The organism is Burkholderia sp. RF2-non_BP3, from assembly GCF_001522185.1.
In the GTDB taxonomy this organism is placed as follows: domain Bacteria; phylum Pseudomonadota; class Gammaproteobacteria; order Burkholderiales; family Burkholderiaceae; genus Burkholderia; species Burkholderia diffusa.
On record NZ_LOSU01000024.1, the window covers coordinates 1 to 25113 of the forward strand.

Sequence of the window (25113 nt, forward strand, 5' to 3'; positions counted from 1 at the left end):
TTTTAAAGAGCATTTCTGCGAGAAACCTGGAGTTCCTCAGCAGCGCTGCGTTTTCAGCAGCAGAGAAGCGAGATTATCAACCGTTTTTTAAAACTCGTCAACAACTTTTTTAACTACTTCGTTGCGACGACTGCGGTTTAATTTCGTATGCACTGGAGTCGATAAAACCGACTTCAACAGCACCGCTTCCCTTCTTCCTCCACGCCGCGTTTCCGTTAGCGCGAAAGAGGCGTGATTCTAAGCACCTGCCCCAGTCTCCGCAACCCCCTTTGTGAAATATTTTTGACGTGCTATGCCGGGAGCCGCTGAGCCGCAGCCGCGGTCATATATAAGCAACACGGCAGGAGCAGCCTCGGTCGCCCGTAAACCGCCCCGCCGCAGCGAACGCAACCTTCCGTCGCTCACCTCCCCACCATTGCCCTCACCACCCCATCCCGTCGAATCAGTCCGTGATACAGCGCCGCCGCGAAATGCGCGAGGAACGTCAAGAAGAACAGATAGGCCAGCACGCGATGCGCGACCCTGAGCCAGGCGAACGTCACCGGATCAGCCGACACAATCGCCGGCAGCTGCACACCACCGCCCAGCGTCACCGGATACCCGCCTGCCGACAGCATCGCCCACCCGATCAGCGGCATCGCGAGCATCAGCGCGTACAGCACCAGATGCGACCCATGCGCGGCAACCTTCTGCCACCAGGGCAGATCCTCGGGTAACGCGGGCGGCTTCGACACGAACCGCACCACGATCCGCACGCAAACCAGCACCAGCACGGCAATCCCCAGCGGCTTGTGCAACGCCACCAGGAAATCGTGCCGCCCCGATACCGACGCCACCATCCCCACCCCGATGAACAGCATCGCGACGATCATCGCGGCCATCACCCAATGCAGCAGCCTCGCCGGCAAGCTAAACGTCGTCGTCGCCTTCATCATCGTCCCTCCGCACTCAATCGCGCCGCGCCGGCCACGCCGGCTTCTTCACTCGTCCGGCGCAGATACGAATCCGCATACGCCGCGGACCGCGCCGCCAGCAACGGATCCCCCGACACCTGAATCCCCTGCGGCAACACGGTCGGGTCGTAATTCACGTCCCGGCACGGCCCGCTGTCCTGCGCCTCCACGCGATCGAGCACGAGCGTCCCCGCGTCGATCGTCGTACGCTGCGCGGGCCAAGTCTTCGTCGCGTCGTCCACCGGGTCGCCGGGCTCCGCCAGCGTGACCAGCAACTTCCACTTCTGCGCGCCGCCCGCGATGCGCCGCGTCAGGTCCTGCTGCAGCACATTCGGATCCGCGGCCGTCGCGACGTCGCCGGCGCCCGTCGTCTGCTCCGGCACGACGCGCCACCGCACCGCCTGGCGCTTGCCGGCGGCATCGACGAAGTAGAACGCGTTCAGCCCGTAATAGCTTTCGGTGACGTAACTCGCGCTCGGCTTCGCACCCTTCACCCAGGCGCGGAATGCGGCCGTCTCCGGATGCGCGCCGAAAAACGCCTTCACCTTCGCCGGATCGGGCTTGCCCGTCGCCGGATCCGGCCGGGTCGCCAGCAACTGCGCGTAGAACGCCTTCGGCGTCGCCACCGGAAACACCGGCATCGCGTTCATCCCGGTCCGCCATTGCTGGCCGTCCGGCGCGGTGAGCTTCAGCGCGAGGCTGCGGATCGGCACGCTGCTGTCGGGCGCATACGGATTCCCGCCCGGCAGCGCGAAGCGCCCGACCACGGGCGTGCGCACCGCCTTGAAGAACGGCGCGACGGAATATGCGCTCGCGGCGCCGTTGCCTTCGAAGTAACCGGTCACGCACACGCCCTTCGCGTGATTGCGCCGGAAACCCGGATGCTCGCCGCCGGCCGTCTGCAGCGCGTCGACGAGCCGGTGCGGGGTCAGACGCGCCGGCGCGAGCCAGCCGCCAACATACCCGAAGGCCACGGCCACGCCGGCCACCGCGCCGCCGATCACGGCCCAGCGCCACCACCCGCGCCCGGGTTCGCGCGGCGGCGAAGAAGAGGAAGATTGCTTCATGGATGCACTCCCGATCGTCAGATCATTGTCGAACGCGTGTAGGACGCCACCCGCGCCGCTTTATTCCATCAAGAAATTTTTCGTATGCTGACGGAATAAGCGGCGCCGACCGGCGTCCTACGCGGCATCTCCACGCTTATCGGCTCGCGCCCCGGCCATGCCCTCAAACGCCCCCGACGACGACGCATTGCGCGAACTCATCCCCAGGCTGCGACGCTTCGCGCTCTGGCTGGCGCGTGACGTCCACGCGGCCGACGATCTTGTCCAGTCGACGCTCGAGCGCGCGCTGTCGCGCTGGGCGAGCCGCCGCGACGACGCGTCGCTGCGCAGCTGGCTGTTCACGATCCTTTACCGGCAGTTTCTCGACGGCAAACGCAGCGCGAAGCGCTACGCGTGGCTGCTCGGCCGCATTCGCGACGACGACGAAGCGCACTGGCCGTCCGCCGAACGCGAGGCAACCGCGCGCGCGACGCTCGAAGCGTTCGGCCGGCTCTCCGACGAGCAGCGCAGCCTGCTGCTGCTCGTCGCGGTCGAGGGCTTCACGTATCAGGAAGTCGCCGACCTGCTCGACGTGCCGATCGGCACCGTGATGTCGCGACTCTCCCGCGCGCGCCGGGCACTGCGCCAGCTCAGCGACGGCGAGCTTCCCGCTCCTTCTCTCCGCTTGATGAAATGAACACGCTCCGTCCCGACGAACATGATCTCCAGGCCTATGTCGACGGCCAGCTCGACGACGATGCGCGCGCCGCGGTCGAGCGATATCTCGCGCTGCATCCGGAGAGCGCGGAACAGGTGAAGCAATGGCAGATGGATGCGCAGCGGTTGCGGGCCGCGCTCGAGAGCGTGCGGATGCCTGGCGAAAATCCTGCGCTCGATCCGGCGGCGCTTCGTGCGAAGCGTGCGGAGCGCTCGCGGGTGCGGTTCGCGATGGCGGCTTCGTTCGTGTTCTGTATCGGGCTCGGGACGTTTGGCGGGTGGCAGGCGCGCGGGTGGAACGCGGCGCCGCCGATTGCGCCGATGAGCGATGCGGTCGAGGCTTACCGGATGATGGCGGTCGATCAGACCGCGAAGGTGGACTTCCGGCCGACGAGTGCGAAGGATTTGCAGACGTGGCTCACCCGGCGCATGGGGGCGTCGGCGAGGCTGCCGGATTTGAGTGCGGCCGGGTTCCGGCCGGTTGGCGGGCGGTGGTTTACGACGGACAGCGGCGCGACAGCTGCGATGGTGCTCTATGAGGACGACGCCGGGCGGACGCTGAGTTTCTATCTCCGACCGGCGGAATCGAAACATCGACTGCTGCCAGCCGGGCAACGTGTGGATGGGTCGTTGCTGGCGCGGTATGGGTCGGTGAACGGGCTCAACTTCGCGGTGGTCGGGCCGGTGGATAATTTGGGGGAACAGGCTGTCGTGCGGGCGCTCGATCAGCAGATTTGATCGGGGCTATGCACGGCCGGTGCGCGGCTGTTACGCGCTGCCTGCGGTTCAGCCGAGGCGATTCGATCAGCCAGATGGCGCTCACGCTCACCGTTCGAGTCCACAGCGTTTGGATTCGCTTTCGCGGTGGTTATCCACATCGTGAACATCGTCGCGATGCGATCGCGGATGGACGCACCTTCTTCGCTTTCGATGTCACAGGATTTGGCGTCGTTTCAGCGCGGGATATCCACATCGGCCGCAACGACTCCGCGTACCGTCGCTCGTCGGTCCCCTCGCCTTTGAGGGGCACAGCATTTCGAGTAATTTCGCGTGGTGATATCCACAACGCACTCACGGAGCCAATGCACAGGGTTTTGTGCTTCGTTGCGTTCGGGTTATCCACATGCAACGACTCGTCGCCGTCGAAGCACCAGACGCTATCTCCTTCGTGCCTACCGCCCAGCTCGAGCAACCGTTGGGGATCAGGGATTCAGACACGCGCACCGAAATTCGCCTAGGCCCGGCCAATTGTCCGCATACATTCTTGCTACGCGCGCTTCACCAAACGCCACGTTACCCAGTGCACCTTGAGATCGCCGAGATTGTCCCTGACGAGCATGTCCGGCATCGCAGCCCCGGCTTCGACGCGCAGCGTCTTGCCGCCGTATTCGTCCGTTTGCCAGTCACCAGAAACCGGGCAGATATCGGCAGTGCGGACCTGCGCGACGGTTTCCTGCTCCGGCTGCGGCGTTGACGGCTGCTCGAGGAAGTACTGCGATTCATCGGGGATGACGCCGTCCGCGTATCGCTTGTCTTCCCACAATAGTCGCCAGTGCGTCTTGACGGCCGTTCGCGTCTCGTCATCCCTGAGGTTCGGCGCGCGGATGTCCCGAATGAAATAATTGAAGCAGCCGTTGCTGCGCAGACTGCGATTGCCGACCGGCACGACACCCAGCACCTTCGATTGTTCGACGGCAACGGGTTCCCAGATGCCGTCGCAAGGCACTTTGTCTCCGGACTTGATCACCGGGCCGACGGCTTCCGGAACCTCGGGCAGATGCTCTGGAAATATCGGATACGGAAGCGTGTAGAAGCTCTGCTCGTAGGCATTCGGGGACAGCAGCAGCCCTACCGAGCGTAGTTGTGCGAGATCGGTATGTCCTGGCTCGAATGGCGCATGCTCCATCTGATATTCCGATGCATGCAGCAGTTGAGCCAGCGCATCGACCTTCGGCGGGTAGGGAGCAGCCTGCGCACCGCGATCCCAGTAATCGTAATGGGGGAAGAAATACGCGTTCAAATGGTTGTACCGATCGACCGCATATTGCAGCGCCTCGCCGCGCTGCCAGACGTACCGGTACCCTCGGGCCAACTCAGGCAATCCTCGATCGTACGCGGCGAGAATTTCGAAGATGGTCGGCAAATTGTCTGCCGGCATGGCCTCCGGATCATCTTCGGGCCAAGTCTTCACCGCGTTCTCGTATTCGTTCGCGAAGATCGCAAACGCATCGCGCTTGCGCTTCCAGAGCGAGAAACTGGTCAACCGTTGAAGCAGCCAGAAAATCCTGCGCCGCGTCGCATCGTCCGTCATGTCGTACTGCTTGATCGTATTCCTCATCGCTGACCTTCGTAATTCGCTGCCGATCGTGTCGTTGCCGTCACTTTGCTGTTGGTCGACTTGGTTTGGATTTCGTCACTCGCCAGCCGGCGTGTCTTCGTCGAGTAGTAGATGTCGTCCTCGTACTTGCTGTAGCCGTAGACTTTCTCAACATTCTCCCAGTTCGTCTTGTGGAATTCGATCTTGACACCGTTGAATTCCCGCTGAACGTGCAGGTCGGCATGTCCGGTGACGTTCTCGAACTGCTGCTTGATCTTGTTCCCTTCTTCGGTCACGTATTCCGACAGTTTGCCGAAGTCGACGACCAATTGATCGCCACCGCCCTCGAGATACTGCACGGGTGTCGCCGTGCCGTACTGTTCGGCAATCTTTCCGGCCCACGCATTGGCCGTCGGCATCCGCTCGCCGAAATCGTGCGGCAACTGCATGACCACAATGAACCCGTTGCCGTTCCAGGTGTCCAGCACAGCGGCGAGCCTGCGCCACTCCTCCGCAGTCTTCGGCGGCTCGCCGACACCCCAGAACGCGGGGTTTCTGCCGCCCGCTGAACTGCCGCTCTTGTAATTCGCGAGTTCGGACGGATTGCCGAACACGCGATATACCTTCTTGCCCGCAAGCTCCTTCGCAGTCAGTGCCTTGATCTCGCCGCTGAACGACGCAATGTCGAGAAAGACATCGGCGTCGTCGAACATTGGCATTTTGCCTTTCCTCTTGAGGATGTCCGGCCATCCCTGGGCAATTTTCGCGCCGTATTTCGCGTTGAGCAGCGCTTCGACCTTACCTTCGTCAGCCAGGCATTCCGCGGACGGAAAGCGGCCCCGCCGAATATCGCGGGCCAGCCTGCGTTCTTGCAGATACGCCTCGGCCTCGCGCTGGAGCTTCGGTACACCGCCTGTCGCGATTTCATGCACCTCGCCGCGATAGACCATGTTCTGCAGCACCTTGAGCTTCGCGTTCAGCTCCTTGATCGCCTCCGGCACGATCTTGTCGGCCATGTCCTGAATCGCGTGAAAGCCGCTGCTGACACGCTCGAGCGCGGCCCGCCATTTGTCCGGCAGCATTCGACCAACGCGCGCCTCGAGTGAACGCTGAATGGCCACGCGAACCGTTGCGCAAAAATCCTTCAGTCGGGAAATCGCCTGCGCCTGGTACTTGGCCAGGTCCAGTGACTTTAGCCACTTCGGCGCGTCGCCGTGCCCCATCCGGTTCAGGAATTGCACGACCGCCTTGAGCAGTTCGGCATCTTTCGCCACATCCCCGGTGACCTTCAGCAGCAGACGCCCGACGCCCTTGATGACGCCGCCCACCACCGGAATCAGCGCAAAGATGAGTACGACCAGCAGCACGCGCTGCATCGTATCGTTTCGCTTGATCGGATCCTGGCTCATGCCGATGCTGACGGCCAGCAGATCGCGAACGGCGGTCGCGTCGCCCACGAGCGGAATCATGCCGATCACCGCATCGACGATGATCTGGCTGATTGTTTGCTTTTCGTTGAATGCACCTTCCAGCGTTCCCCAGCACCACTGCCCGACTTCCAGCGACGTTGCCCTGAAATCCTCGATCGTCCAGCTCACGCTCACGCTCCCCCGTGCTTGTTGATGATTGAATCGATGTCGGCGTCGGACAGGCTGCTTCCCTTGTAGTCGGGATTGGCGGTCGTATCCTTGCGCGCATACGCGCGCGCATCGGGCCCGAGTTCAACCTTGATGGCGCCGGCCGGCACGTTTTCCAGATGCATCCGGCCCTGCGAATCAAGCACGCCTTCGCGCGTGGTGCCATCGGGCAGCGTCGCAACGTACTTCGCACCCTGGACGGGCTCGTTGTCGTGATACTGGTATTGCAGCGCCGCCGCATGCGTGGAAGTCGGCATCGCCGGCAACGGATATGCCATGCTCGTCGGGCCAGCGAACGTATGCGACGCGCCTTTGATGTCGACCTTTCCGGGCGCATGAACTTCGACGTTGCCATCCTTGATCCGGATGTACGCGCCGCCGCTCGTCAGCACGATCCCCTGATCAGCCGCGATCTCGATCCGATCGGTTGCGGACACAACCTTCACCGCCTTCTGCGCGGTGACTTCGACGTTGTCCGACTGCGCCTGAATCTCGACCTTGCCCTTGCCCGCGAACAGCTTCATCCCAGCGTTCTGCGCGAACAGGCTCAGCTTCTGCCCGATGCTGCCGATCAGCGACTTGCCCGCCGCGACATGCACGCTCTGTCCGCTCGCGACGTTCACGTGATCGTTCGCGACTAAGTGCAGCGACTGCTGCGTCGACATCCCGATCCCCGACGGGCTGCCGAACAGCATCACCGGTTCCTTGAACGCGTTCGCGCTGCCCGTGCCGCCACCCGCCGTGCGTCCACCGGACGCGCTGCCCGACGCGCTGTCCTGCGTCGCGTCGGTGAATGCGCGCATCGTCTCGTGCGCATCCATCAGGCTTTCCGCCTGATGCTGCTCGCTCACGCCCGACATCGCCTCGACGAGGCTCTCGCCCGTCACCAACTGCTGCTGCGCTTCCTTCACGTCGAGCGGCTGGCTGTTCGGCGCCTTCGGATGAGTCGTGACGTACAGCCCCTGGCTCGCCCGCACCGCGCCATACGCATCCGAACGCAGATCGAAGCCGCTGCCCAGATACGATCCGCGCGAATTGCCGTTCTGATCGATGAGGTAACCCAGATGCAGCAGGCTGTTCGCGCTGCTGCTCATCAGCTGCACGCGGTTCTGCCCGGTCGCGTCGTCCATCACGAGATGGTTGTAGCCGCTGCCCGAATATTCTTTCGACCGATAGCCGGAGAGAATCCCGTCGCTATGCCACTGCGGTTGGTTCGCGCCGTTGTACACACGCCCGACCGCGAGCGGCCGATCGCAATCGCCGCCCACATAATCGATCAGCACTTCTTCGCCGATCCGCGGCACATGCACGCCACCGTAACCGCCACCGGTATCCGACTGCACGACGCGCACCCAGCATGACGCGTTCTCGTTGCCCGGGTTCAGACGATCCCATACGAACTGCACACGAATCCGGTTCAACTCGTCCGTATAGACTTCCTCGCCCTGCGGCCCGACGACGATCGCCGTCTCGAGATGCATCTTCGGCTTCTCGTGTTCGAACGGGCTGCGATACGGCACGCTCACGCGCTGTGCCTCCACCTCGACGAGATAGAAGCCGACCGAGCCATCGTCGTGCGCTACCTGCAGTCCTGGCGTGTTGTCGTATCGAGCGCGTGTCCGGTCCAGCGCGCGCGCCAGGCTATGCGGGAAATCAGAATCGCTGCCGGGAACCGGCAGGTTGTTCTCGATCCACCATGCAACCTCGATCGCAGCGAATTCTCGCTGATCAGCAGAATCGCGATCGTGTTCGGGATGGTCGGCAAGCGTGAAACGCCGGCCCGCATCGATACCGCGCACGCCACCTGATCCGAAGAAGCGCTTCGCCTGCGACTCCCATCCCTCCATCCGGATCTTCGACAGGTGATCGCCGCGCGACTGGTCCAGATACGTATAGCCACCCGTGTACTCGTACACCTCGAGCTGGTCGGGCAATACCCCTTGGCCGCCCATCGTCGGCACCGATGTGCCTTTCGGGTTCGCCGCCTGCGCCGGGTTCTTGTAATCGAACGTGCGTGTCGTCAGGGTCACGCTCTGCAGCGTGCGCGTGCCCGACCATTGCGTGAATGCGTCGGCTTCACCCGCTGCGCCGCCGTGGTAGAAGCGCACGGTTTCCGGCGACAGCGGCGCGAACTCCTGCAGGTTATCGGTGATGAGGAGCGTATGCGACCTACCGTCGTCGGCCTGTTGCCACGCGCAGTAGAGACCCTCGTCCTCCATCAACCGGTGCACGAGGTTCCAGTCAGTTTCACTCTGTCGCGTGAATGACCGATTCGGCAACGGCTGCGACAACGCAAAGCGGAATCGCCCGCGCGCTTCTGGATGCATGCCCAGCACATCGGAAATGATGTCCTCGGCGTTCTTGTCGATCCAGATCTTCTCGTCCCGGCGAAACCGAAGCACGTGCATCCACGCGTGCAGTTCCAGCTGATAGGTCGTCAGGCCACCGTTCGCGCCGAGTCGACGTGCGGTATACACGTAGCCATTGATCGGGCGGTAGGAATTGTCTGGCTGCTGAATCCAGAGCGTCGCAGCCTGCGCAATCAGCTTCTTGAGTTCGAGGCCGCCATCGCTCGAAATCACGTCGAGCGTGAATGAATAGTCTCGGCCGATCCGCGATCGGCCCACCGCGCGCTGTACGGTGAGTGCGTTGGCGCCCAGCGGCGTATCCAGCTTGAGCAAACGGTCCTGCTGAAGCAAGCCACCGCGAATCGCGGCGCCGATGTCCGGCATGTTCATGATTGGGCCCTTTTTTTATTTCAGCACCCTCGGATGGTGTCTGACACGCAATTTCGCGCGATTTTACCGGCTTGTCGTGGCTCGGCTGTTAAACATCGTTGGATCGAACGTTGAGAATATTGAATTCGGTGCCCTGCCTCAGTCCGTCGGTCTGGCGTTCATGGTCCGAGCGATTCTACTCAGCAATCCGTTCCCTGATTGATCGCAGGTCTCACAGCCCGACGATCCGGTTGTCCATCCACCGCACGCAGTGCATATCCTCCCCGGATCACAGTCGGCGAACTGTGCTTATCCAAAGGTGTTAACAGAGTTCGTATACATACGTAGTGATAGTTAACAAGCTCGGTGCCTCACAGTGGATAACCTCCGTAACGCCCTGAATTTCCAAGACGAATCGGAACGCATAACCACCGGCGATGCACACGCAAAACTCTGTGAAGCACAGAACAACTTTTCGTCGATTCACAGCCACGCCGACATATCCTCAATCGTTCCACTGTGAATCCAGAGGGTTGCCGGACGGTTATCCAGAGGGCAATGTGGATAACGTCACAGCGCATCGACACGTTTTGCTGTGAGGCGAAGCAGTGAAGCCAACGTGCCCGGCATCGCGAGACTTCATCGATCATCGACACCCGCACACGCCCGATTCAAAAAATTTTCACGAAGGGACTTGCGCACCTCCAAAACCCTCTCTATAATTCGCGGCTTCTTAGGCTCGTAGCTCAGTTGGTTAGAGCACCACCTTGACATGGTGGGGGTCGTTGGTTCGAATCCAATCGAGCCTACCAACGAACAAAATGAAGGGGTCTGGCAGTGCGCATTGCCTACGGGCAATCCGGCTCGCCAACATACAAACGCCACGCGGCAACATCGCGTGGCGTTTTTCTTTTTGCGGTCGAAATAGCGCATGCACGCGCGCGACGCTCCATGTGCGATACATGCGCGACTGGCGGCCAGCAATCGACAAGGCAGGGCGCAAAGCCCCCGCTCGTCAAGCATCAATGCAGATGCTTCAACTTGTCAGGATTCCGCACGACATAGATCGCGACGATCTTCCCGTCTTCGATCTCGAGCGCCGTGGTCTGCAACTCGCCGTCGGCTTCCAGCGTGACGAAACCCGGCAACCCGTTGACGAACCCGGCACGCACGAGCGTCGACGCATGCGTGGCGAACAGCCCGGCCAGGTATTCGTGCACCTTCATCACACGCTCGAAGCCGAACACCGGCTTGCCCGCGGCCGAGCGCTTGCCGCCGCCGTCCGAATGCAGGCTCACGTCCTCGGCGAGCATCGCGCCGAGCGCGCGCATGTCGCCGCTGCGTGACGCCGCGAAGAACGCCTCGGCCAGCTCGATCCCGCGCTGCTTCTCGACATGAAACCGCGGCCGCGCCTCGCGTACATGCGTGCGCGCGCGCGCCGCAAGCTGCCGGCATGCGGCCGGGTCACGCTGGATCGTCGTCGCGATCTCGTCGAATTCGAGGCCGAACACGTCGTGCAGAAGAAACGCCGCGCGTTCGAGCGGCGAGAGCCGTTCGAGCGCGAGCATCAGCGGCAGCGTGACGTCCTCCTGTTCATCTTCCTCGACGACCGGCTCCGGCAGCCACGGGCCGATATACGTCTCGCGCTGGTGCCGCGCGGACTTCAGCTGATCGAGGCACATGCGCATCACCATGCGTCGCAGGAACGCCTCGGGCACGCGCACCTCCGTGCGATCGACGTCCATCCAACGGATGAACGCCTCCTGCACGATGTCCTCGGCGTCCGCGACGGAACCGAGCATCCGGTACGCGACGCGGATCAGCGTGCGACGCAGCGGATCGAAGCTTGCCGCAGCGTCGTCCCGGTCTTCGGCGCTGCCCGCGGCCGGATCGAGGTCCGTCATCAGGCCACCATTTTCGCGGCAGCGGCTTTCGCTTCAGCCGGATCGATCCACAGCCCGAAGCCGACGGCCAGCCGGTTCCAGCCGTTGATCACGTTGATCATCACCGTGAGTTTCACCTGTTCCTCCTGGCTGAAATGGTCGTTCAGCGCCGCATACGCGGCTTCGTGCGCGCCATGGCCCTCCGACAGCCGCGTGAGCGCGTCGGTCCAGCCGAGCGCCGCGCGTTCGCGGTCGGTGTAGCAGGGCGCCTCGCGCCACGCGGCCAGCAGGTTGATGCGCTGCTCGGTCTCGCCTTGCTCGCGCGCCTCGACGGTGTGCATGTTAAGGCAGTTCGCACACGCGTTGATCTGCGATGCGCGGATCTTGATCAGCTCGATCAGCGTCGGCTCGAGGCTCCCGGCGGCGGCGACCGATACGGCCATCCAGTTCTTCATCAGCGCGGGGGCGGCGGCAAATGGATTGAGTTTCGCAGTCATGGTTCCTTCTCCTTTCGTGTGGGTTCCGGTGATATGACGAGCGAGACCCCCGCGCGTGTGACATCGACGCGAAAAATTTTTCAAAAGCCGGGAAGCGCACGGAGGGCAGGGCAGTTGAACATCGCACCGACGGCCGCGATGCCAACGTGCGGATCGGGGCCGATATCGACTGCGTGACGCCGTCCCTCCGGTGTGCCCCGGTCGTCGACCTTTCATGCGTGCCGCGCGGCTGTCATGAGGCGACGGTAATGCCGACGCGCAGGCATGCCCTTTGCGATCGACCTCCCAGCCCCGCCATCACGGGCATCGACGGTTTGTTACGCCGCCGCCGCTCGAAGCGCGAGTGCTTTCATTTGTCTTTCGTCTTCGTTTCGCTCGAAATCCGATTCGCGACGTTCACATTTCTGGCCCATACTGTTCTGCACGGGCAGATGAAGTGTCGCCGCACCAGCGGCCCGGCGCGCGCGCCGGCTGCCCGACGACGCAGCATTGAAGGTCGCACGTCAGCCGCGCGCATCCGAGCGCAAGGCTTTCCTTTTTCCGGCAACGCAACGCAGCGAATCGCGACGTGGACGGTAAACCGATGAGCCTCCTTGCATCCCAGCTTCAGCGCCGTTATCAGGACGTGCGCGCCCATAGCGTCGCGTTGACGGCGACGCTGTCCGCCGAAGACCAGGCCGTGCAGTCGATGCCCGATGCGAGTCCGGTGAAATGGCATCTCGCGCATACGACCTGGTTCTTCGAAACCGTCGTACTGATGCGCCGCGTGCGCGGTTACGCGCCGTTCGACGACGCGTTCCAGTTCCTCTTCAATTCCTATTACGAAGCGCTTGGCCCGCGCCATCCGCGGCCGCAGCGCGGGCTGCTCACGCGTCCGTCGCTCGACGAGGTGCATGCGTACCGTCGGTACGTCGACGACGCGATGCTGCGCGCGCTGGACGGTGCCGATCCGGCGTTGCTCGCCGCGATCGCGCCCGAGATCGAACTCGGCCTGCATCACGAACAGCAGCATCAGGAGCTGATCGTCACGGACATGCTGCATGCATTCTCGTGCAACCCGCTGAAGCCCGCGTTCCGGCCGCGCAATGGCACCGACGGGCATGCGGCCCTGGCCGCGGGCGATGCCGGCCCGTTGCGCTGGATGCAACAGCCGGGCGGACTCGTCGAGATCGGCCACGACGGCGACGCGTTCTCGTTCGACAACGAACGGCCGCGCCATACGGCGCTCGTGCGTCCGTTCGAGATCGCGAACCGTCTCGTGACGAATGCGGAATTCGCGGCCTTCATCGCGGACGGCGGTTACGCACGCCCTGAATACTGGCTGTCGGACGGCTGGGCGACGGTGCAGCGGGAAGGGTGGCGAGGGCCCGCTTACTGGATTTCCGACGACGATGATGAGCCGGAAACCGTACACGCATGGCGCGCGTTCGGCCTGCACGGCGTGGAGCCGCTCGCACCCGATGCACCCGTGTGTCACGTGAGCTTCTACGAAGCGGCCGCGTACGCGGAGTGGGCCGGCGCACGCCTGCCGACCGAATTCGAATGGGAAGCCGCAGTCGGCGCGGACGGTATTGAGCAGATGCTCGGGCACGTGTGGCAATGGACGCGTTCGTCCTACGAGCCGTATCCGGGCTTTCGGCCGCTCGCGGGAGTCGCGGCCGAATACAACGGCAAGTTCATGGTCGGCCAGCAGGTCCTGCGCGGCAGCAGCATCGCGACGCCGCCGGGGCACGAACGGCCGACGTACCGCAATTTCTTTCCGCCGGCCGCGCGCTGGCAATTCACGGGAGTGCGACTTGCGCGAGACGTCTGATCTGACGGCCACGAGCGGTGGCCTGCAACCCGCCCGCGATTCGCGGCCGAGCGCGTTCGAGCGCGATCTGATCGACGGACTGTCGCGCACGCCGCGCAGCATTTCGCCGAAATACTTCTACGATGCGGCCGGCTCGGCGTTGTTCGACCGCATCTGCGAGTTGCCCGAGTACTACCCGACACGCACGGAACTCGGCATCCTGCGCGATCGCGCGGCCGAGATCGTGCGGCGCGTCGGCCCGCATGCGGACATCGTCGAATTCGGCGCGGGCTCGCTCGAGAAGATCCGCGTGCTGCTCGACGCGTGTGCGGACAACTACGCGAACGCGCCGGCGCGCTACGTGCCGATCGACATCTCGGCCGACTACCTGCACGGCGCCGCCGCGCGGCTGCGTGCCGCGTATCCGTGGCTCGACGTCGCGCCGATCGCGGCCGACTACACGAAGGCCGAGCAACTGGCCGAACTGACGGAGACGCCGCGCCGGCGCATCGGCTTCTTCCCCGGCTCGACGATCGGCAACTTTTCGCCGGAGGAAGCCGATGCGTTCCTGCGCGACGCCGCGCGGCTGTTGCGCGGCGGCGGCCTGCTGGTCGGCGTGGATCTCGTGAAGGACGAGCGCACGCTGCATCGCGCGTACAACGACGCGCAGGGCGTGACCGCGCGGTTCAACCTGAACCTGCTCGCCCGCGCGAACGCCGAGCTCGGCGCGGACTTCGATCTCGACGCGTTCTCGCATTACGCGTTTTACGACCGGGAACGGCAGCGCATCGAGATGCATCTCGTCAGCGATATCGCGCAAGCGGTGCACGTGCGTGGCCACGCGTTCCGCTTCGACGCGGGCGAGCACATTCACACGGAGAACTCGCACAAGTTCACGATCGACGGCTTCCATGCGATCGCGCGCCGGGCGGGCTTCGAGCCCGACACCGTGTGGACCGACGCGGACAATCTGTTCAGCGTGCACTGGCTGCGCAGCGTCGACGATATCCGCGCGTGACGTCGTTCGATCGGCGCGCACGGCGTGCGTCGCCGGCGCGCTTTTCGGCAAAAATTCCCGCCTTTGCCGATTCGATGCGCCGTCGCAACGGCGTGTCGAATCGCCCGCCACCCTTGTCCTGCAAGGCTTTGCGCCTCCCCGTAAACGTCCGTTACCGGTCTCGCAGACCGGTTTCACCTGTGTCGGCGCCCGGTGCCTAGACTCCGAACCGTAGTCACATGACGCACGACACGTGCAGGGAGTCGCGAAATGAGCAAGAAACTTATCCTCGGTGCAGTTCTCGGTGTAGCGGCGCTGGCAGCTTCGGGTGTCGCATCGGCCCATGTCGACCTGTCGGTCGGGATCGGTGTGCCGGGCGTTTATGAGGCGCCGGCGCCGGTCTACGTGGCGCCGCCTCCGCCGGTGATGTACGCGCCGGTGGGTTACCGCGACGACGACTGGCGTGCGCGTCAATGGCGTGAACACGAGTGGCGTCGCCGTGAATGGCGCGAGCACGAGTGGCGCGAGCGCGCCTGGCGTGACGGCGACGGCTGGCGCGGCCGCTGGAACTGAACCGGGCGACCGGCTCACGAGAATACTGATCACGACGACAAGAGGAGAGTGATCGCATGATGCCCATTCGACACATCAGGTCGTGCGCGGCGGCCGCCGTCGTTGCGCTCGCAACGATCGGCAGCGCGCACGCGGCGGGCTGCATGAAGGGCGCGGTGGTGGGCGGCGTCGCCGGCCACTACGCGGGACATCACGCCGTGGTCGGCGCGGTCGGCGGCTGCATCGTCGGCCACCACATGGCGAAGAAGCACGAGCAGGAGGTGGCGGCGCAGCGCAAGGCCACCGCGCAGGGCGTGCAGCCGGCGCAGTAAGCGCGCACAACGGCGGAAACGGCGCGACGGTGCCGTTTCCGCCTTTCATCTCCCTTCGTCCGACGACGGCCGGCCACGCAGTCCGCGCGCGCGACCGGCATATCGCATATTGATCTGACGAATGCGCATCTCGCACACCGTTACGATCATTTACAACGTCGAGTCGCGCGGAAACCGCGTGTTCCTAGAATGCAATCATTCGAACACGCTCCAGGGAGCAAACAATGAAAACGCAACGATATCTGTCCGTACTGGCCGCCGCGCTCCTCGCACTCGGTGCCGTTTCCGCGAATGCGGCAGCCGGCGGCAATGGTGGTGGTGGCGGCAACGGTGGTGGTCACGGTGCCGGCGGCATGGGTGGCAACGCGGGCGGCATGTCCGCCGGCCACATGAGCGGCGAAGCACTGAGCAACTCGAACAGCGTGCACGCGGGCGACCGCGACAAGGGCCTCGCACGCGCAGCCGACCGCTCCGACACGATCGCCGATCGTGCAGGCACGCAGCCGGGTCACGGTCACGCGCATACGCACGGCCATACCGCGCATGCGTCGACGTCCACGCATCACGCACATCGCAACGCATTCGGCCGCACGCTGTAACTGCGGCGCACGCATGTGGAGAAAGGGCGCTTCGGCGCCCTTTTTCGTGGCGGGGAGAAAACGGAGGTGCTGCGCACCGCGATCGCATCGACCCCGATTTGCAACCAGCCGTAACCACACGCGCGAACCCGCTAGGATACGAATCGCTTTCATTCGTATGACAAGCGGATTCATCGCAGCCGGATCGATGAAACGAAAAAAAGGGCGGCTCGTCGCCGCCCTTCGTTTCAGCGTCCCGCGCCCGCCAGCGGCGCGACGGCTGCGACCGGCTCGAACAACGCATCGGCCTGCCTGACGCGCACGAATCGCGCGGCCTCTCCGCCGTCCACCAGCGCACGGAAATGCGCGTCGCCGCACACGAGCTTCGCGCGCTCGTGCTCGCTCGTCACGTCGCCGTCGGCATTCGGCGTATCGACGACGAAATACAGCCGCTCGCCTCCGTCCTGCTCCGCGAGCACCGCCCAGTCCGGGTGATAGCTGCCGAGCGGCGTCGGCACGCGGAACCACGCGGGCAGCTTCGCGTACAGCTTCACGCCGTCGTGCGCCTCGAGCGCATCGGCGAACGCACGCTCCGCGTCGGTCTCGCACACGACGGCCTCGTGGATCGACTTCCGCGCATCGGGCCGCAGATTGCGCAGATAGCCGGTCAGCGCCTCGCTTTCGAACGACTCGAGCGCATGCACGTGGCGTTCGCCGAGCTTGCGGTACGCGATGCCCGCAACCAGCGCAAGCCGCTTGCAGCGGTTGATCGCCTCGGCGGCCAGCGCGATGAACTGCTGCGGATTCACGCGGAAATCGTCGAGCCGGCCGCTGTCGGCCAGGATCGTCGCGAGCGAGCGGCGCGTGAGCTGCGTGCGGTCCTGCAGTTCGGTGAGCAGGTCGGGCAGCGGCAACTCGCCTTCGTCGATCAGCACCGTGCCGGCGCCCGCCACCTCGATCGCCTCGATGCCGGCCTTGCCGATGTCGATCTCGGCCTTGCGCCATTGCAGCCGTGCGCGTGCGATGTCCGGCGCGTCGCGCAGCGCGGCCGTGCAATCGCGCACGAGCTTCGCGTTGTCGAATTCGACGCTGTACACGGTGCGATGGCGGATGCGGTCCCACAACGCGCGGAAGTCGTCGCCGAACACGACGGCCTTGCCCGAAGCATCGCGCCGCAACGCGATCGCGCGACGCTCGTCCGCATTGCGCACCGCGAAGCGGCCCGACAGCTTGCGCAGCGTCGCGACGATCGGCGCGCGCAGCGTCTCGAACGCGACGGGCAGCACGAGCGCGCTCTGGCGCAGCGCATCCTTGAGCCGGTCGAGCACCTTGCCCTGCGCGTCGACGTAGCCCTGCTCATGCAGATGCGCCCACAGCACGCGCGACAGCTCGATGCCGAGTGCGTGCGCGGGCCCGTCGCCTTCCTGCACCGGCAGCGCCGCGAACTGATGTTCCTCGACGATCCCGAAGCGAATGCCCGTATCGGCCTCGATTTCCTTCTGCAGGTTCTCCGCGAACGACTCGTAGCGCTCGGTCGCGATCACGGTGAGCGTGTTGACGCCCGGGTCGCGCACGCGTTCGCCGTCCTGGTCGACCGCGAGGCGCAGCCCGCGGCCGAGCGTCTGGCGACGCTCGCGTTCGGTCTGGATGTCGCGCAACGTGCAGATCTGGAACACGTTCGGGTTGTCCCAGCCTTCCTTCAGCGCCGAATGCGAGAAGATGAACTTCAGCGGCGTGTCGAACGACAGCAGCGCTTCCTTCTCGCGCATGATGAGGCCGTACGCGCGCTCCGCGTTCTCGCGTGCCGCGGCGCTGCTTTCGCTCGTGTCGGTCCAGCCGCCCTTGCGGTCGATCGAGAAGTAGCCGTTATGTGCGCGCTCGACTTCGAGCGCGACGTCGACGCCGTCGAACAGCGCACGGTAGGCCGGCACGCGCGCCGCGCGCGCATATTCCTCTTCGAAGATCAGCGCGTAGTCGCCCTTCACGGGCATTCCGTTTTCGTCGTAGCGGCGATAGCGCTCGACCGAATCGACGAAGAACAGCGACAGCACCTTCACGCCGCGCTCGGCCAGACGCAATTCCTTGTCGAGATGCTCGCGGATCGTGCGGCGGATCATCTCGCGCTGCACGGCGAGCGTGTCGATGTCGCCGAACGCCTCGCCGAGCGACAGGAACGCCTCGCCTTCCGGATGGCGCAGCTCGACGTATTCGGCACCTTTCACCGCATGCACCTCGCCGATTCGCAGCCCCGCGTACAGCGCGCGCCTGGTCAGGCGTTCGAGATCGTCGCCGTCGGTCGCCGACACGATCTGGCGCTTCACGCCGGCCGCGGTCGCGACGTCGAGCTCGATGCGCGCGCTGATCGCGCCGCGCCGGTTCGACACACCGACGAGCCGCACGTACGGCTTGTTGTGCGCATCCTCGACGATCGCCGACGCGATCTCGATCTGCTTGACGAGCTTGCGCTCGTACGCGTCGACCGCGTCGAGCCGGTACACCATGTGGTGGCGGTCGACGTGCGTCGCCGAATAGCGCAGCGTGCAGAGCGGCGCCATCGCGGCGAGCGCTTCGCGCCCGCGCCCCTCGAGCCCGCCGTCGACGCTTTGCGGCTCGTCGACGATCACGATCGGCCGCGTCGCGCGGATCAGGTCGATCGGCTTCTCGCCGCCGGTCTTCTCGCTGTCCTTGTAGAGGTTGTTGATCTCTTTCTTGTTGATCGCGGCGACCGTCATCACCATGATCTGGATCGCCGCGCTCGCCGCGAAGTGGCGCACCTGGCCGAGCTTCGCGGAGTCGTACAGGAAATAGTCGTACGGCACGCCCGCGTACAGCGCGCGGAAATGGTCCTCGGTGATCGAAAGCGTCTTGTGCACGCCTTCCTTGATCGCGATCGACGGCACGACGATCACGAACTTCGTGAAGCCGTAACGGCGGTTCAGCTCGAAGATCGTGCGCAGGTACACGTAGGTCTTGCCGGTGCCGGTCTCCATCTCGACGGTGAAGTCGCGCGAGCCGGGCAAGCCGGACGGCGGCAGCCCGCCGCGCAGCTGCACGTCGGCGAGATTGCGCGCGAGCGCGTCGTCGGTCAGCGACAGCCGGTTGCCGACGCCTTGCTCCGACACCGCGAAGCCGAGCGAGCCTTGCGCGGCGGCCGTCGTGCCGGGCGCGGCGTTCGCGAGCACGCTGAAGTCGCCGCGATACGATTCCTGGCCGCGAAACAGGTCGCAGACGGCGTCGATCGCCTCGCGCTGGTAGTCGAGATCCGCTTCGAAATGCAGCCGCATCACAGGCTCCGCACGCGCTTCACGCCGTGCTGTTCGAGCAGCGCGGCGAGATTGAGCTTCGCGACGTCGTCGACGAAGCCGCTGTCGCGGAACAGGCACGTGACGTCGCGCGTCGCGCCGGTCGCGTCGAGCAGCTCGACGATGCCGTCGGCGAGCGGGCCCGCGTCGTCGCGCGAAATGCGCGCATCGAAGCACGCGACGATCGAGCGGCCGATCAGGTGCACGGTCTTGCCCGCGACCTGGTGATGCCCGACCGGCGTGCACAGGTCGAGGCCGAGCTTCAGCGTCAGCTCGGCGAGCAGGTCGTCCTCGCTGCGGCCGGTCTTCACGTGCTCGACGGACGCGAAGAGCGCGTGGTCGAAATCGTCGCGGCGCGGGTCCCACTCGATCACGTTGGTCGTGTCGAGCCGGTACACGCGGAAACCGAGATCGCCATAGCTTTCCGGATAGTCGCGCGCGACCTGCTGCGCGGTGCGGCGCAGGCGTTCCTTCGTGATTTCCGCGAGCGTGAGCGGCTTCTTCAGCTTCGCGCAGAAATCGGCGGCCGCCAGCTGCGTCTTGTCGCGGCGGTCGAGCGCCTCGGGCAGCTGCACGAGGATGTAGCGGCGCGCGCCGCCGTCGGTCGCGTTCACCTGCATCACCGCGTGGCCGGTCGAGCCGGAGCCGGCGAAGCAGTCGAGCACGATGTCGTCGCCGCGCGTGCACCAGCCGATCACGGCCGCCGCGAAATCGACCGGCTTCGGCTGATCGAACGGGATGCCGAGCGTCTTCAGCAGCGCGTCGTCGGAGCCGGCGAACGGCAGCACCGACGGCACGTTCTCGTACATGTTCTCGTCGAGGTAGTAGATCCGCTGCGGCTGCGTGGTTTCATCCGGACCGAATTCGATCTGGCCGCGCTCGATCAGCGCCTGCATCGTCGCGGGCGGGTTGCGCCAGCCGCGCGCCGGCATCGCGCACGGCTTGCCGGTGACCGGGTGGATCAGCGGCGTGAAATACTCTTCCGGCGCCTTCTTCTTGTTCGGCCACGCCATCGACACGAGGCGGTACACGCGCCCGTCGGCCGACAGCCGGTCGTACATCACCTCGCCGCCCGACAGGTTGGTCTGCGCCTTCATCCACGCGCGGTAGGCCTTTTGCGCGTCCTTCGCGTTGCCGCTGCGGTACACCGCGTCGTGCGCGGCATCCAGCATGCGCTGCGCGTTGCGCTTCGGGCGCTTCAGCGGCGCCTGCTCGAGCAGCGTCTCGGCGTTGCGCGCGAACAGCACCAGCGATTCGTGCTGGTACGCGACGCCGCGCGCATCGCCTTTCGGGTTGCGCTTGTCCCACACGGCGACGCCGAGCTCGTTCTCCTCGCCGAAGATCTCGCGCAGCATCAGCACGAGCGCGTGCACTTCATGCTCGTCGATGTGCACGGCGATCAGCCCTTCGTCGGACAGCAGCGCGTGCGCGAGCTTCAGGCGCGGGTACATCATGTTCAGCCAGTCGGTGTGGAACCGGCCGTTCGCCTCGGTGTTGGTGCTGCGCTTCACGCCGCCTTCGGTCTGGCCCGTCATCGCCAGGTAGTGGCGGATGCTGTCGCTGAAGTCGTCCGGATAGACGAAATCGCTGCCGGTGTTGTACGGCGGGTCGATGTAGACGAGCTTCACCTTGCCCGCATAGCTCTTGTGCAGCAGCTTCATCACGTCGAGGTTGTCGCCCTCGATCACGAGATGGCGCGTGTCGTCCCACGCGACGCTGTCGCCGGGGCACGGACGCAGCGTGCCCGTCGACGGCGTGAGCGCGGCCTGGCGCGCGCTGCGCTTGCCGTGCCAGTGGAAGCCGTAGCGCTCGTCGGCGTCGCCGACGGTGCGCTCGCCGACCAGCGCCTTCAGCACGTCGACGTCGACCGACGCGCCGTCCGGGCCTTCGGTCACGAGTTCGGGGAACAGCGCCTTCAGGCGCGCGACGTTGTCGGCGGTGAAATCCGTCGACATCGCCTGCGGGCTCGCCGCATCGAGTTTCTGCATCGTTTTTTCCATCGGAGCCCGGCCGCGTGCGCCAGGACGTCGGGCGCACTCACGGCACCGGCGGCAATGGCCACCCGGGCAAACCCGAAACGCTAGCGAGTCGGTCGGCGCAGGTCAAGCACCGATGTGAGGCGATCGTGCGTGCATCGGCCGCGATCGCCCGTCCCATGGGCCGCAAGCGGCTTCGGGCCGGTTGTCGCGGCGCCGGCCGACCGCCGTGTCACGGGGGCCCCGCACGGGCCGAAAAACGACGAAAAAAAGGGCACGGTCGGCGCAATGCGCCGGCGTGCCCGCATGGAGAATCCCGAACGAAGGGGCGCGGCGCGCCCCGGCCGCAGGGTCAGAAGCGCGTGCGGATGCCCGAGGTCAGTTCGAGCTGGTTCTTCGCGCCGAACGTCGACGACACCTTGTAGCCGCCATGCAGCTTCATGTAGTCGCCGGCCAGATACAGTTCGGTGCGCTTGCTCAGGTGATAGAACACCGACCCGTAGATCGTCTCCTTGAAGCCGTTGCCGACGCCGTTGGTCAGGCTGAACGCGCCGAGGTTCGCATTCGGCGTGAAGCCGTCGGCGTTGTACGCGGCGTTCTTGATGCGCATCTGCTGATAACCGAGCTCGTAGTCGAGCGCGCCCTTCGGCGCGATCTTCATCGACACGGTCCACGAATCGTCGTGGCGCTGGCCGAGCGAGCCCTGGTCGCCGTTGTAGCGGAAGTAGCCGGCATTCAGGCGCACGATGCTGAACGAATAGTCGCCGCCGACCGAGAACGTCTGGTTCCTGAAGCCGTTGTGGTTCACGTGGTTGTAGAAGCCCGACACGGCGAACGGCCCGCCGTTGTAGCCGAGCGCGACCTGGTATGCGGAGCCGGTCGCGAACGAGGTCGAGTTGCTGAACTGGTAGCCGGCGCTCGCGAAGATGCCGTTGCTGAACAGCTTCTTCCACGCGAGGCCGTTGTTGTAGCGCGTGCCGGTCGGACCGGCCGCGTAGAAGATCATCTGCTTGAAGTTGTTCGAGTTGGTCCAGCCGCCTTCCTCGGTCGTGAGCTTCGCGGAGCCGTACGCGTCGCCGTAGATCGCCGATGCGTCGCGCGCGATCGTATTCTGGAAGCCGGCCGTCAGCTTGCCGAAGCGCTCGTCCTCGACGCCAACCCACGCGTCGCGGTCGAAGATCTGGCCTTCGTCTTCCATCTGGCCGTTCGCGACCACGAATTCGCTTTCGAGGCGGAAGATGATCTTCGTGCCGCCGCCGATGTCCTCGGCGCCTCGCAGGCCCCAGCGGCTGCCGCTGAACCACGGTTCGCCCTCGTTGCCCATGCCGATCACATGATTGCCGTTCGCGTCGGCGTGGGTCCGGTAGGTCGGAAAGCTCAGGTCCATCAGGCCATAGAGCTGCACGCTCGACTGCGCGTGCGCCTGGGTGCCGGCGCACAGGCCTGCCGCCGCGATGGAAAGGGCAAGGGTTTTTCGTTTCAAGATCGTCTCCTCCGAGCTGCCGCATTGAAATCTGTTTGTTGGCAGTACGTAATGTATGCCAGCTGTTGCCGGCCACAGCGAGGGGGCCGACATGTAGCATCGTAGAGGGTGAAATCCTTCACGCCGCTTTCCCGGAGGAAAGAATCGGATCGGTGAAAACACCGAACGCGCAATAATCGTGAATCGGGCAGGCGGGCGGGCGCGGGCGCCTGCCGACACGTTACGTGCTACGAATCGACGCCGGAGGCGGGGCCGTCAGTCCTGCGCGTTCTTCTCGCGCAGGATGTAGCCGAGCCCGCGCAGCGTGATGATTTCGGCCGTGCTGCCCGCGAGATGCTTGCGCAGCCGGTGGATATAGATGTCGATCGCATCCGCGCTCGGTTCGTCGTCGAGGGCGAACACGCTGTCCATCAGCCGCGCCTTCGACACCGTCTTGTTTTGCTGCAGCATCAGCGTTTCGAGAATCGCATGCTCGCGGCGGCGCAGCGCGAGCACCGCGTCGCCGCAACGGAATTCGCGCGTGCCGAACGCATAGACGAGATCGCCGCATACGAGCTGCGTCGTGCCCACACCGGCCTGCCGGCGGATCAGCGCGCGGATCCGCGCGACCAGTTCGCGCGATTCGAACGGCTTGACCACGTAGTCGTCGGCGCCCGCGCCGAAGCAGTCGACCTTGTCGTCGACCGAGCCGTGCGCGGTCAGCATCAGCACCGGCACGTTGTCGTTGCGGCGCCGCAATCGCGCGAGCACTTCCTTGCCGCTGATGCCGGGCAGCCGCATGTCGAGCAGCACCGCGTCGTAGCGTTCGGTTTTCAGTACCGTGTCCGCGCGTTCGCCGTCGCCGACGCAATCGACCGCGAAATCCTCGCCGCGCAGCAGGTTCACGATCCAGTGCGCGAGTTCGGCGTTGTCTTCGACCAGCAGGAGTTTCATGGCGACTTCTCTTCAGGCGTATGCGGGCAGCCGCACGGTCACGACGATACCGCGATTGCCGGGCCCCGGCGCGAGCGACGCGCTGCCGCCGTGCGCCTGCGCGATCTCGCGGACGATCGCGAGGCCCAGGCCCGAGCCTTCGGTGTCGGCCGACACGCGGTAGAACCGCTTGAACACGTGCGGCCGCGCTTCGGCCGGAATGCCGGGGCCGTTGTCGACCACGTCGAGCACGACGGCGTCGCCGTCGCGCCGCGCGGCGACCGTCACACAGCCGCCCGGTTGCGTATAGCGCACCGCGTTGTCGACGAGGTTCATCACCAGCGCGGTCAGCAGGCTGTCGCTGCCCGCGACGTCGAGCCGTTCGCCGAGATCGGCGCCGAGGTCGATGTCGCGCTGCTGCGCGAGCACGATCGTTTCCTCCAGCACGCTCGATACGACGGCGGCGAGATCGACGCGATGCGTGAGCAGCGTCGACGGCGTCGCTTCCGCGTGCGCGAGCAGCAGCAGCTTGTCGGTCACGTCGGCCATCTTGCGGCTGCTGCGCTGCATGCTGTCGAGCACCGACGCGAGTTCTCGGTCGTTGTGCTCGCGCTGCCGCGCATACTGGATCTGCGTATCGAGCACGGCGATCGGCGTGCGCAACTGGTGCGCGGCGTCGGCGATGAAGCGGCGCTGCGTGGCCGTGTGCGTATTGAGCCGCGCGATGCACTGGTTGATCGCGTCGACGATCGGCCGCAGCTCGTGTTGCAGCCGCTCCGGGCGAATCGGCTCCAGCTCCATCGGCCCGCGGTCGGCGACGTCGTCCTTCAGCTTCATCAGCGGGCGCAGCTCGAGCGTGAGGCCGAGATAGACGAGCACGATCGCGAGCACCAGCATCAGCGACAGGCGCACGAGCTGCGGCCGCCAGATCGTCGCGACCATCGCATCGTGCGAGCGCGTCGTTTTCGCGACGATCACCGTGACCGTCTCGATCTTGCCCTCGTTGTACAGCTGGCGGTCGTAGACCACCGCGCGCAGCGGCACGTCGTCGAGCGCCGTGTCGTACAGCGTCGGCTCGATGCCGTGCCGCTCGGGCAGGGCGAGCGCCGGATTGCCGGCGAGCAGCCGCTCGCGGCTGTCGATCACCTTGTAGTAGACCGAATCGGCCGACGGCGACTCGAAGATCTCCAGCGCGGCGGGCGGCACGTCGGCCGCGAGATAGCCGTCGCGCCATTCGACGTCCTCGCCGATCGTGCGCGCGGACGCGACGAGCGCGCTGTCCTGCACGAGCCCGGCCGTGGTCCGCGCGGTGTCGTACGACATCGCGCCCGCGATCAGCACGAACACCGCGAGCGGCAGCAGCAGCCACCACAAGAGCCGCCCGCGCAGGCTGTGCGCCATTCCTTCTCCTCAATGCCGAAC

20 protein-coding genes and 1 tRNA gene are annotated in these 25113 nt (G+C 65.1%); 9 read left to right on the top strand and 12 right to left on the bottom strand.

Annotation, left to right across the window (positions count from 1 at the left end; genetic code table 11):
* Window positions 1-401: 401 nt before the first annotated feature.
* Window positions 402-935, bottom strand: a complete 534-nt coding sequence (locus WS45_RS09355; protein WP_059699524.1) for a cytochrome b — start codon at window positions 933-935, stop codon at window positions 402-404.
* Window positions 932-2020, bottom strand: coding sequence for a catalase family peroxidase (locus tag WS45_RS09360; RefSeq protein WP_059699525.1), 1089 nt, complete (start codon window positions 2018-2020; stop codon window positions 932-934). Before WS45_RS09360 ends, WS45_RS09355 begins: the two co-directional genes overlap by 4 nt.
* Window positions 2021-2177: 157 nt before the next feature.
* On the opposite strand from WS45_RS09360, the gene WS45_RS09365 reads away from it, so the two are divergent.
* Complete coding sequence (locus tag WS45_RS09365) at window positions 2178-2696, top strand: sigma-70 family RNA polymerase sigma factor (RefSeq protein ID WP_059531391.1); 519 nt, start codon at window positions 2178-2180, stop codon at window positions 2694-2696.
* Entirely contained in the window at window positions 2693-3454 is a 762-nt protein-coding gene (locus tag WS45_RS09370; RefSeq protein WP_059699527.1) for an anti-sigma factor family protein, read from the top strand. Before WS45_RS09365 ends, WS45_RS09370 begins: the two co-directional genes overlap by 4 nt.
* 529 nt (window positions 3455-3983) lie before the next feature.
* Here WS45_RS09370 and WS45_RS09375 read toward each other — a convergent pair.
* From WS45_RS09375 to WS45_RS09385, 3 genes are read right to left on the bottom strand one after another with little or no spacing between them, the layout of a single operon-like run.
* Entirely contained in the window at window positions 3984-5054 is a 1071-nt protein-coding gene (locus tag WS45_RS09375; RefSeq protein ID WP_059699529.1) for an Imm72 family immunity protein, read from the bottom strand.
* A complete protein-coding gene (locus WS45_RS09380; protein WP_059699711.1) occupies window positions 5051-6631 on the bottom strand; it encodes a hypothetical protein in 1581 nt (526 codons plus the stop codon). Before WS45_RS09380 ends, WS45_RS09375 begins: the two co-directional genes overlap by 4 nt.
* A 2-nt stretch (window positions 6632-6633) precedes the next feature.
* Window positions 6634-9408, bottom strand: coding sequence for a type VI secretion system Vgr family protein (locus tag WS45_RS09385; protein ID WP_059699532.1), 2775 nt, complete (start codon window positions 9406-9408; stop codon window positions 6634-6636).
* Window positions 9409-10122: 714 nt separating this feature from the next.
* Between WS45_RS09385 and WS45_RS09395 the strand changes: the two genes are divergently transcribed.
* A tRNA-Val gene (locus WS45_RS09395) sits at window positions 10123-10199 on the top strand.
* Window positions 10200-10409: 210 nt separating this feature from the next.
* Here WS45_RS09395 and WS45_RS09400 read toward each other — a convergent pair.
* Complete coding sequence (locus tag WS45_RS09400; protein ID WP_059699536.1) at window positions 10410-11291, bottom strand: sigma-70 family RNA polymerase sigma factor; 882 nt, start codon at window positions 11289-11291, stop codon at window positions 10410-10412.
* Entirely contained in the window at window positions 11291-11767 is a 477-nt protein-coding gene (locus tag WS45_RS09405) for a carboxymuconolactone decarboxylase family protein (protein ID WP_059699539.1), read from the bottom strand. The genes WS45_RS09400 and WS45_RS09405 overlap by 1 nt, the downstream gene beginning before the upstream one ends.
* Window positions 11768-12015: 248 nt before the next feature.
* Between WS45_RS09405 and WS45_RS33295 the strand changes: the two genes are divergently transcribed.
* The 6 genes from WS45_RS33295 to WS45_RS09430 all read left to right on the top strand — a co-directional run bounded on the left by WS45_RS33295 (window position 12016) and on the right by WS45_RS09430 (window position 16039).
* Window positions 12016-12354, top strand: a complete 339-nt coding sequence (locus WS45_RS33295; protein ID WP_156437104.1) for a hypothetical protein — start codon at window positions 12016-12018, stop codon at window positions 12352-12354.
* Window positions 12351-13580 carry an ergothioneine biosynthesis protein EgtB gene (egtB, locus tag WS45_RS09410; RefSeq protein ID WP_059699541.1) on the top strand — a complete coding sequence of 410 codons (1230 nt, stop codon included), beginning with the start codon at window positions 12351-12353 and terminating at the stop codon, window positions 13578-13580. Before WS45_RS33295 ends, egtB begins: the two co-directional genes overlap by 4 nt.
* Window positions 13564-14577, top strand: coding sequence for an L-histidine N(alpha)-methyltransferase (egtD, locus tag WS45_RS09415; RefSeq protein ID WP_059699543.1), 1014 nt, complete (start codon window positions 13564-13566; stop codon window positions 14575-14577). The genes egtB and egtD overlap by 17 nt, the downstream gene beginning before the upstream one ends.
* Before the next feature lie 249 nt (window positions 14578-14826).
* Entirely contained in the window at window positions 14827-15129 is a 303-nt protein-coding gene (locus tag WS45_RS09420) for a hypothetical protein (protein ID WP_059531368.1), read from the top strand.
* 56 nt (window positions 15130-15185) lie between these two features.
* Window positions 15186-15440 (top strand): hypothetical protein, encoded by a 255-nt coding sequence (locus WS45_RS09425; protein ID WP_059699545.1) that lies wholly within the window; start codon window positions 15186-15188, stop codon window positions 15438-15440.
* Between the two features lie 224 nt (window positions 15441-15664).
* Window positions 15665-16039 (top strand): hypothetical protein, encoded by a 375-nt coding sequence (locus WS45_RS09430; protein WP_059531362.1) that lies wholly within the window; start codon window positions 15665-15667, stop codon window positions 16037-16039.
* 227 nt (window positions 16040-16266) lie between these two features.
* Here WS45_RS09430 and WS45_RS09435 read toward each other — a convergent pair whose 3' ends face one another.
* The 5 genes from WS45_RS09435 to WS45_RS09455 form a co-directional block, all read right to left on the bottom strand.
* The gene (locus WS45_RS09435; RefSeq protein WP_059699547.1) at window positions 16267-19302 is read right to left on the bottom strand and encodes a type III restriction-modification system endonuclease; all 3036 of its coding nucleotides are present in this window, start codon (window positions 19300-19302) and stop codon (window positions 16267-16269) included.
* Window positions 19302-21320: a site-specific DNA-methyltransferase gene (locus WS45_RS09440; RefSeq protein WP_059699549.1), complete on the bottom strand. Its 2019-nt coding sequence runs from the start codon at window positions 21318-21320 to the stop codon at window positions 19302-19304. The genes WS45_RS09435 and WS45_RS09440 overlap by 1 nt, the downstream gene beginning before the upstream one ends.
* Before the next feature lie 328 nt (window positions 21321-21648).
* Window positions 21649-22779 (bottom strand): porin, encoded by a 1131-nt coding sequence (locus tag WS45_RS09445; protein ID WP_059699551.1) that lies wholly within the window; start codon window positions 22777-22779, stop codon window positions 21649-21651.
* A gap of 255 nt (window positions 22780-23034) precedes the next feature.
* Window positions 23035-23712, bottom strand: coding sequence for a response regulator (locus tag WS45_RS09450; protein ID WP_059531350.1), 678 nt, complete (start codon window positions 23710-23712; stop codon window positions 23035-23037).
* A gap of 12 nt (window positions 23713-23724) precedes the next feature.
* Window positions 23725-25092, bottom strand: coding sequence for a sensor histidine kinase (locus WS45_RS09455; protein WP_059699554.1), 1368 nt, complete (start codon window positions 25090-25092; stop codon window positions 23725-23727).
* Window positions 25093-25113 lie beyond the last annotated feature (21 nt).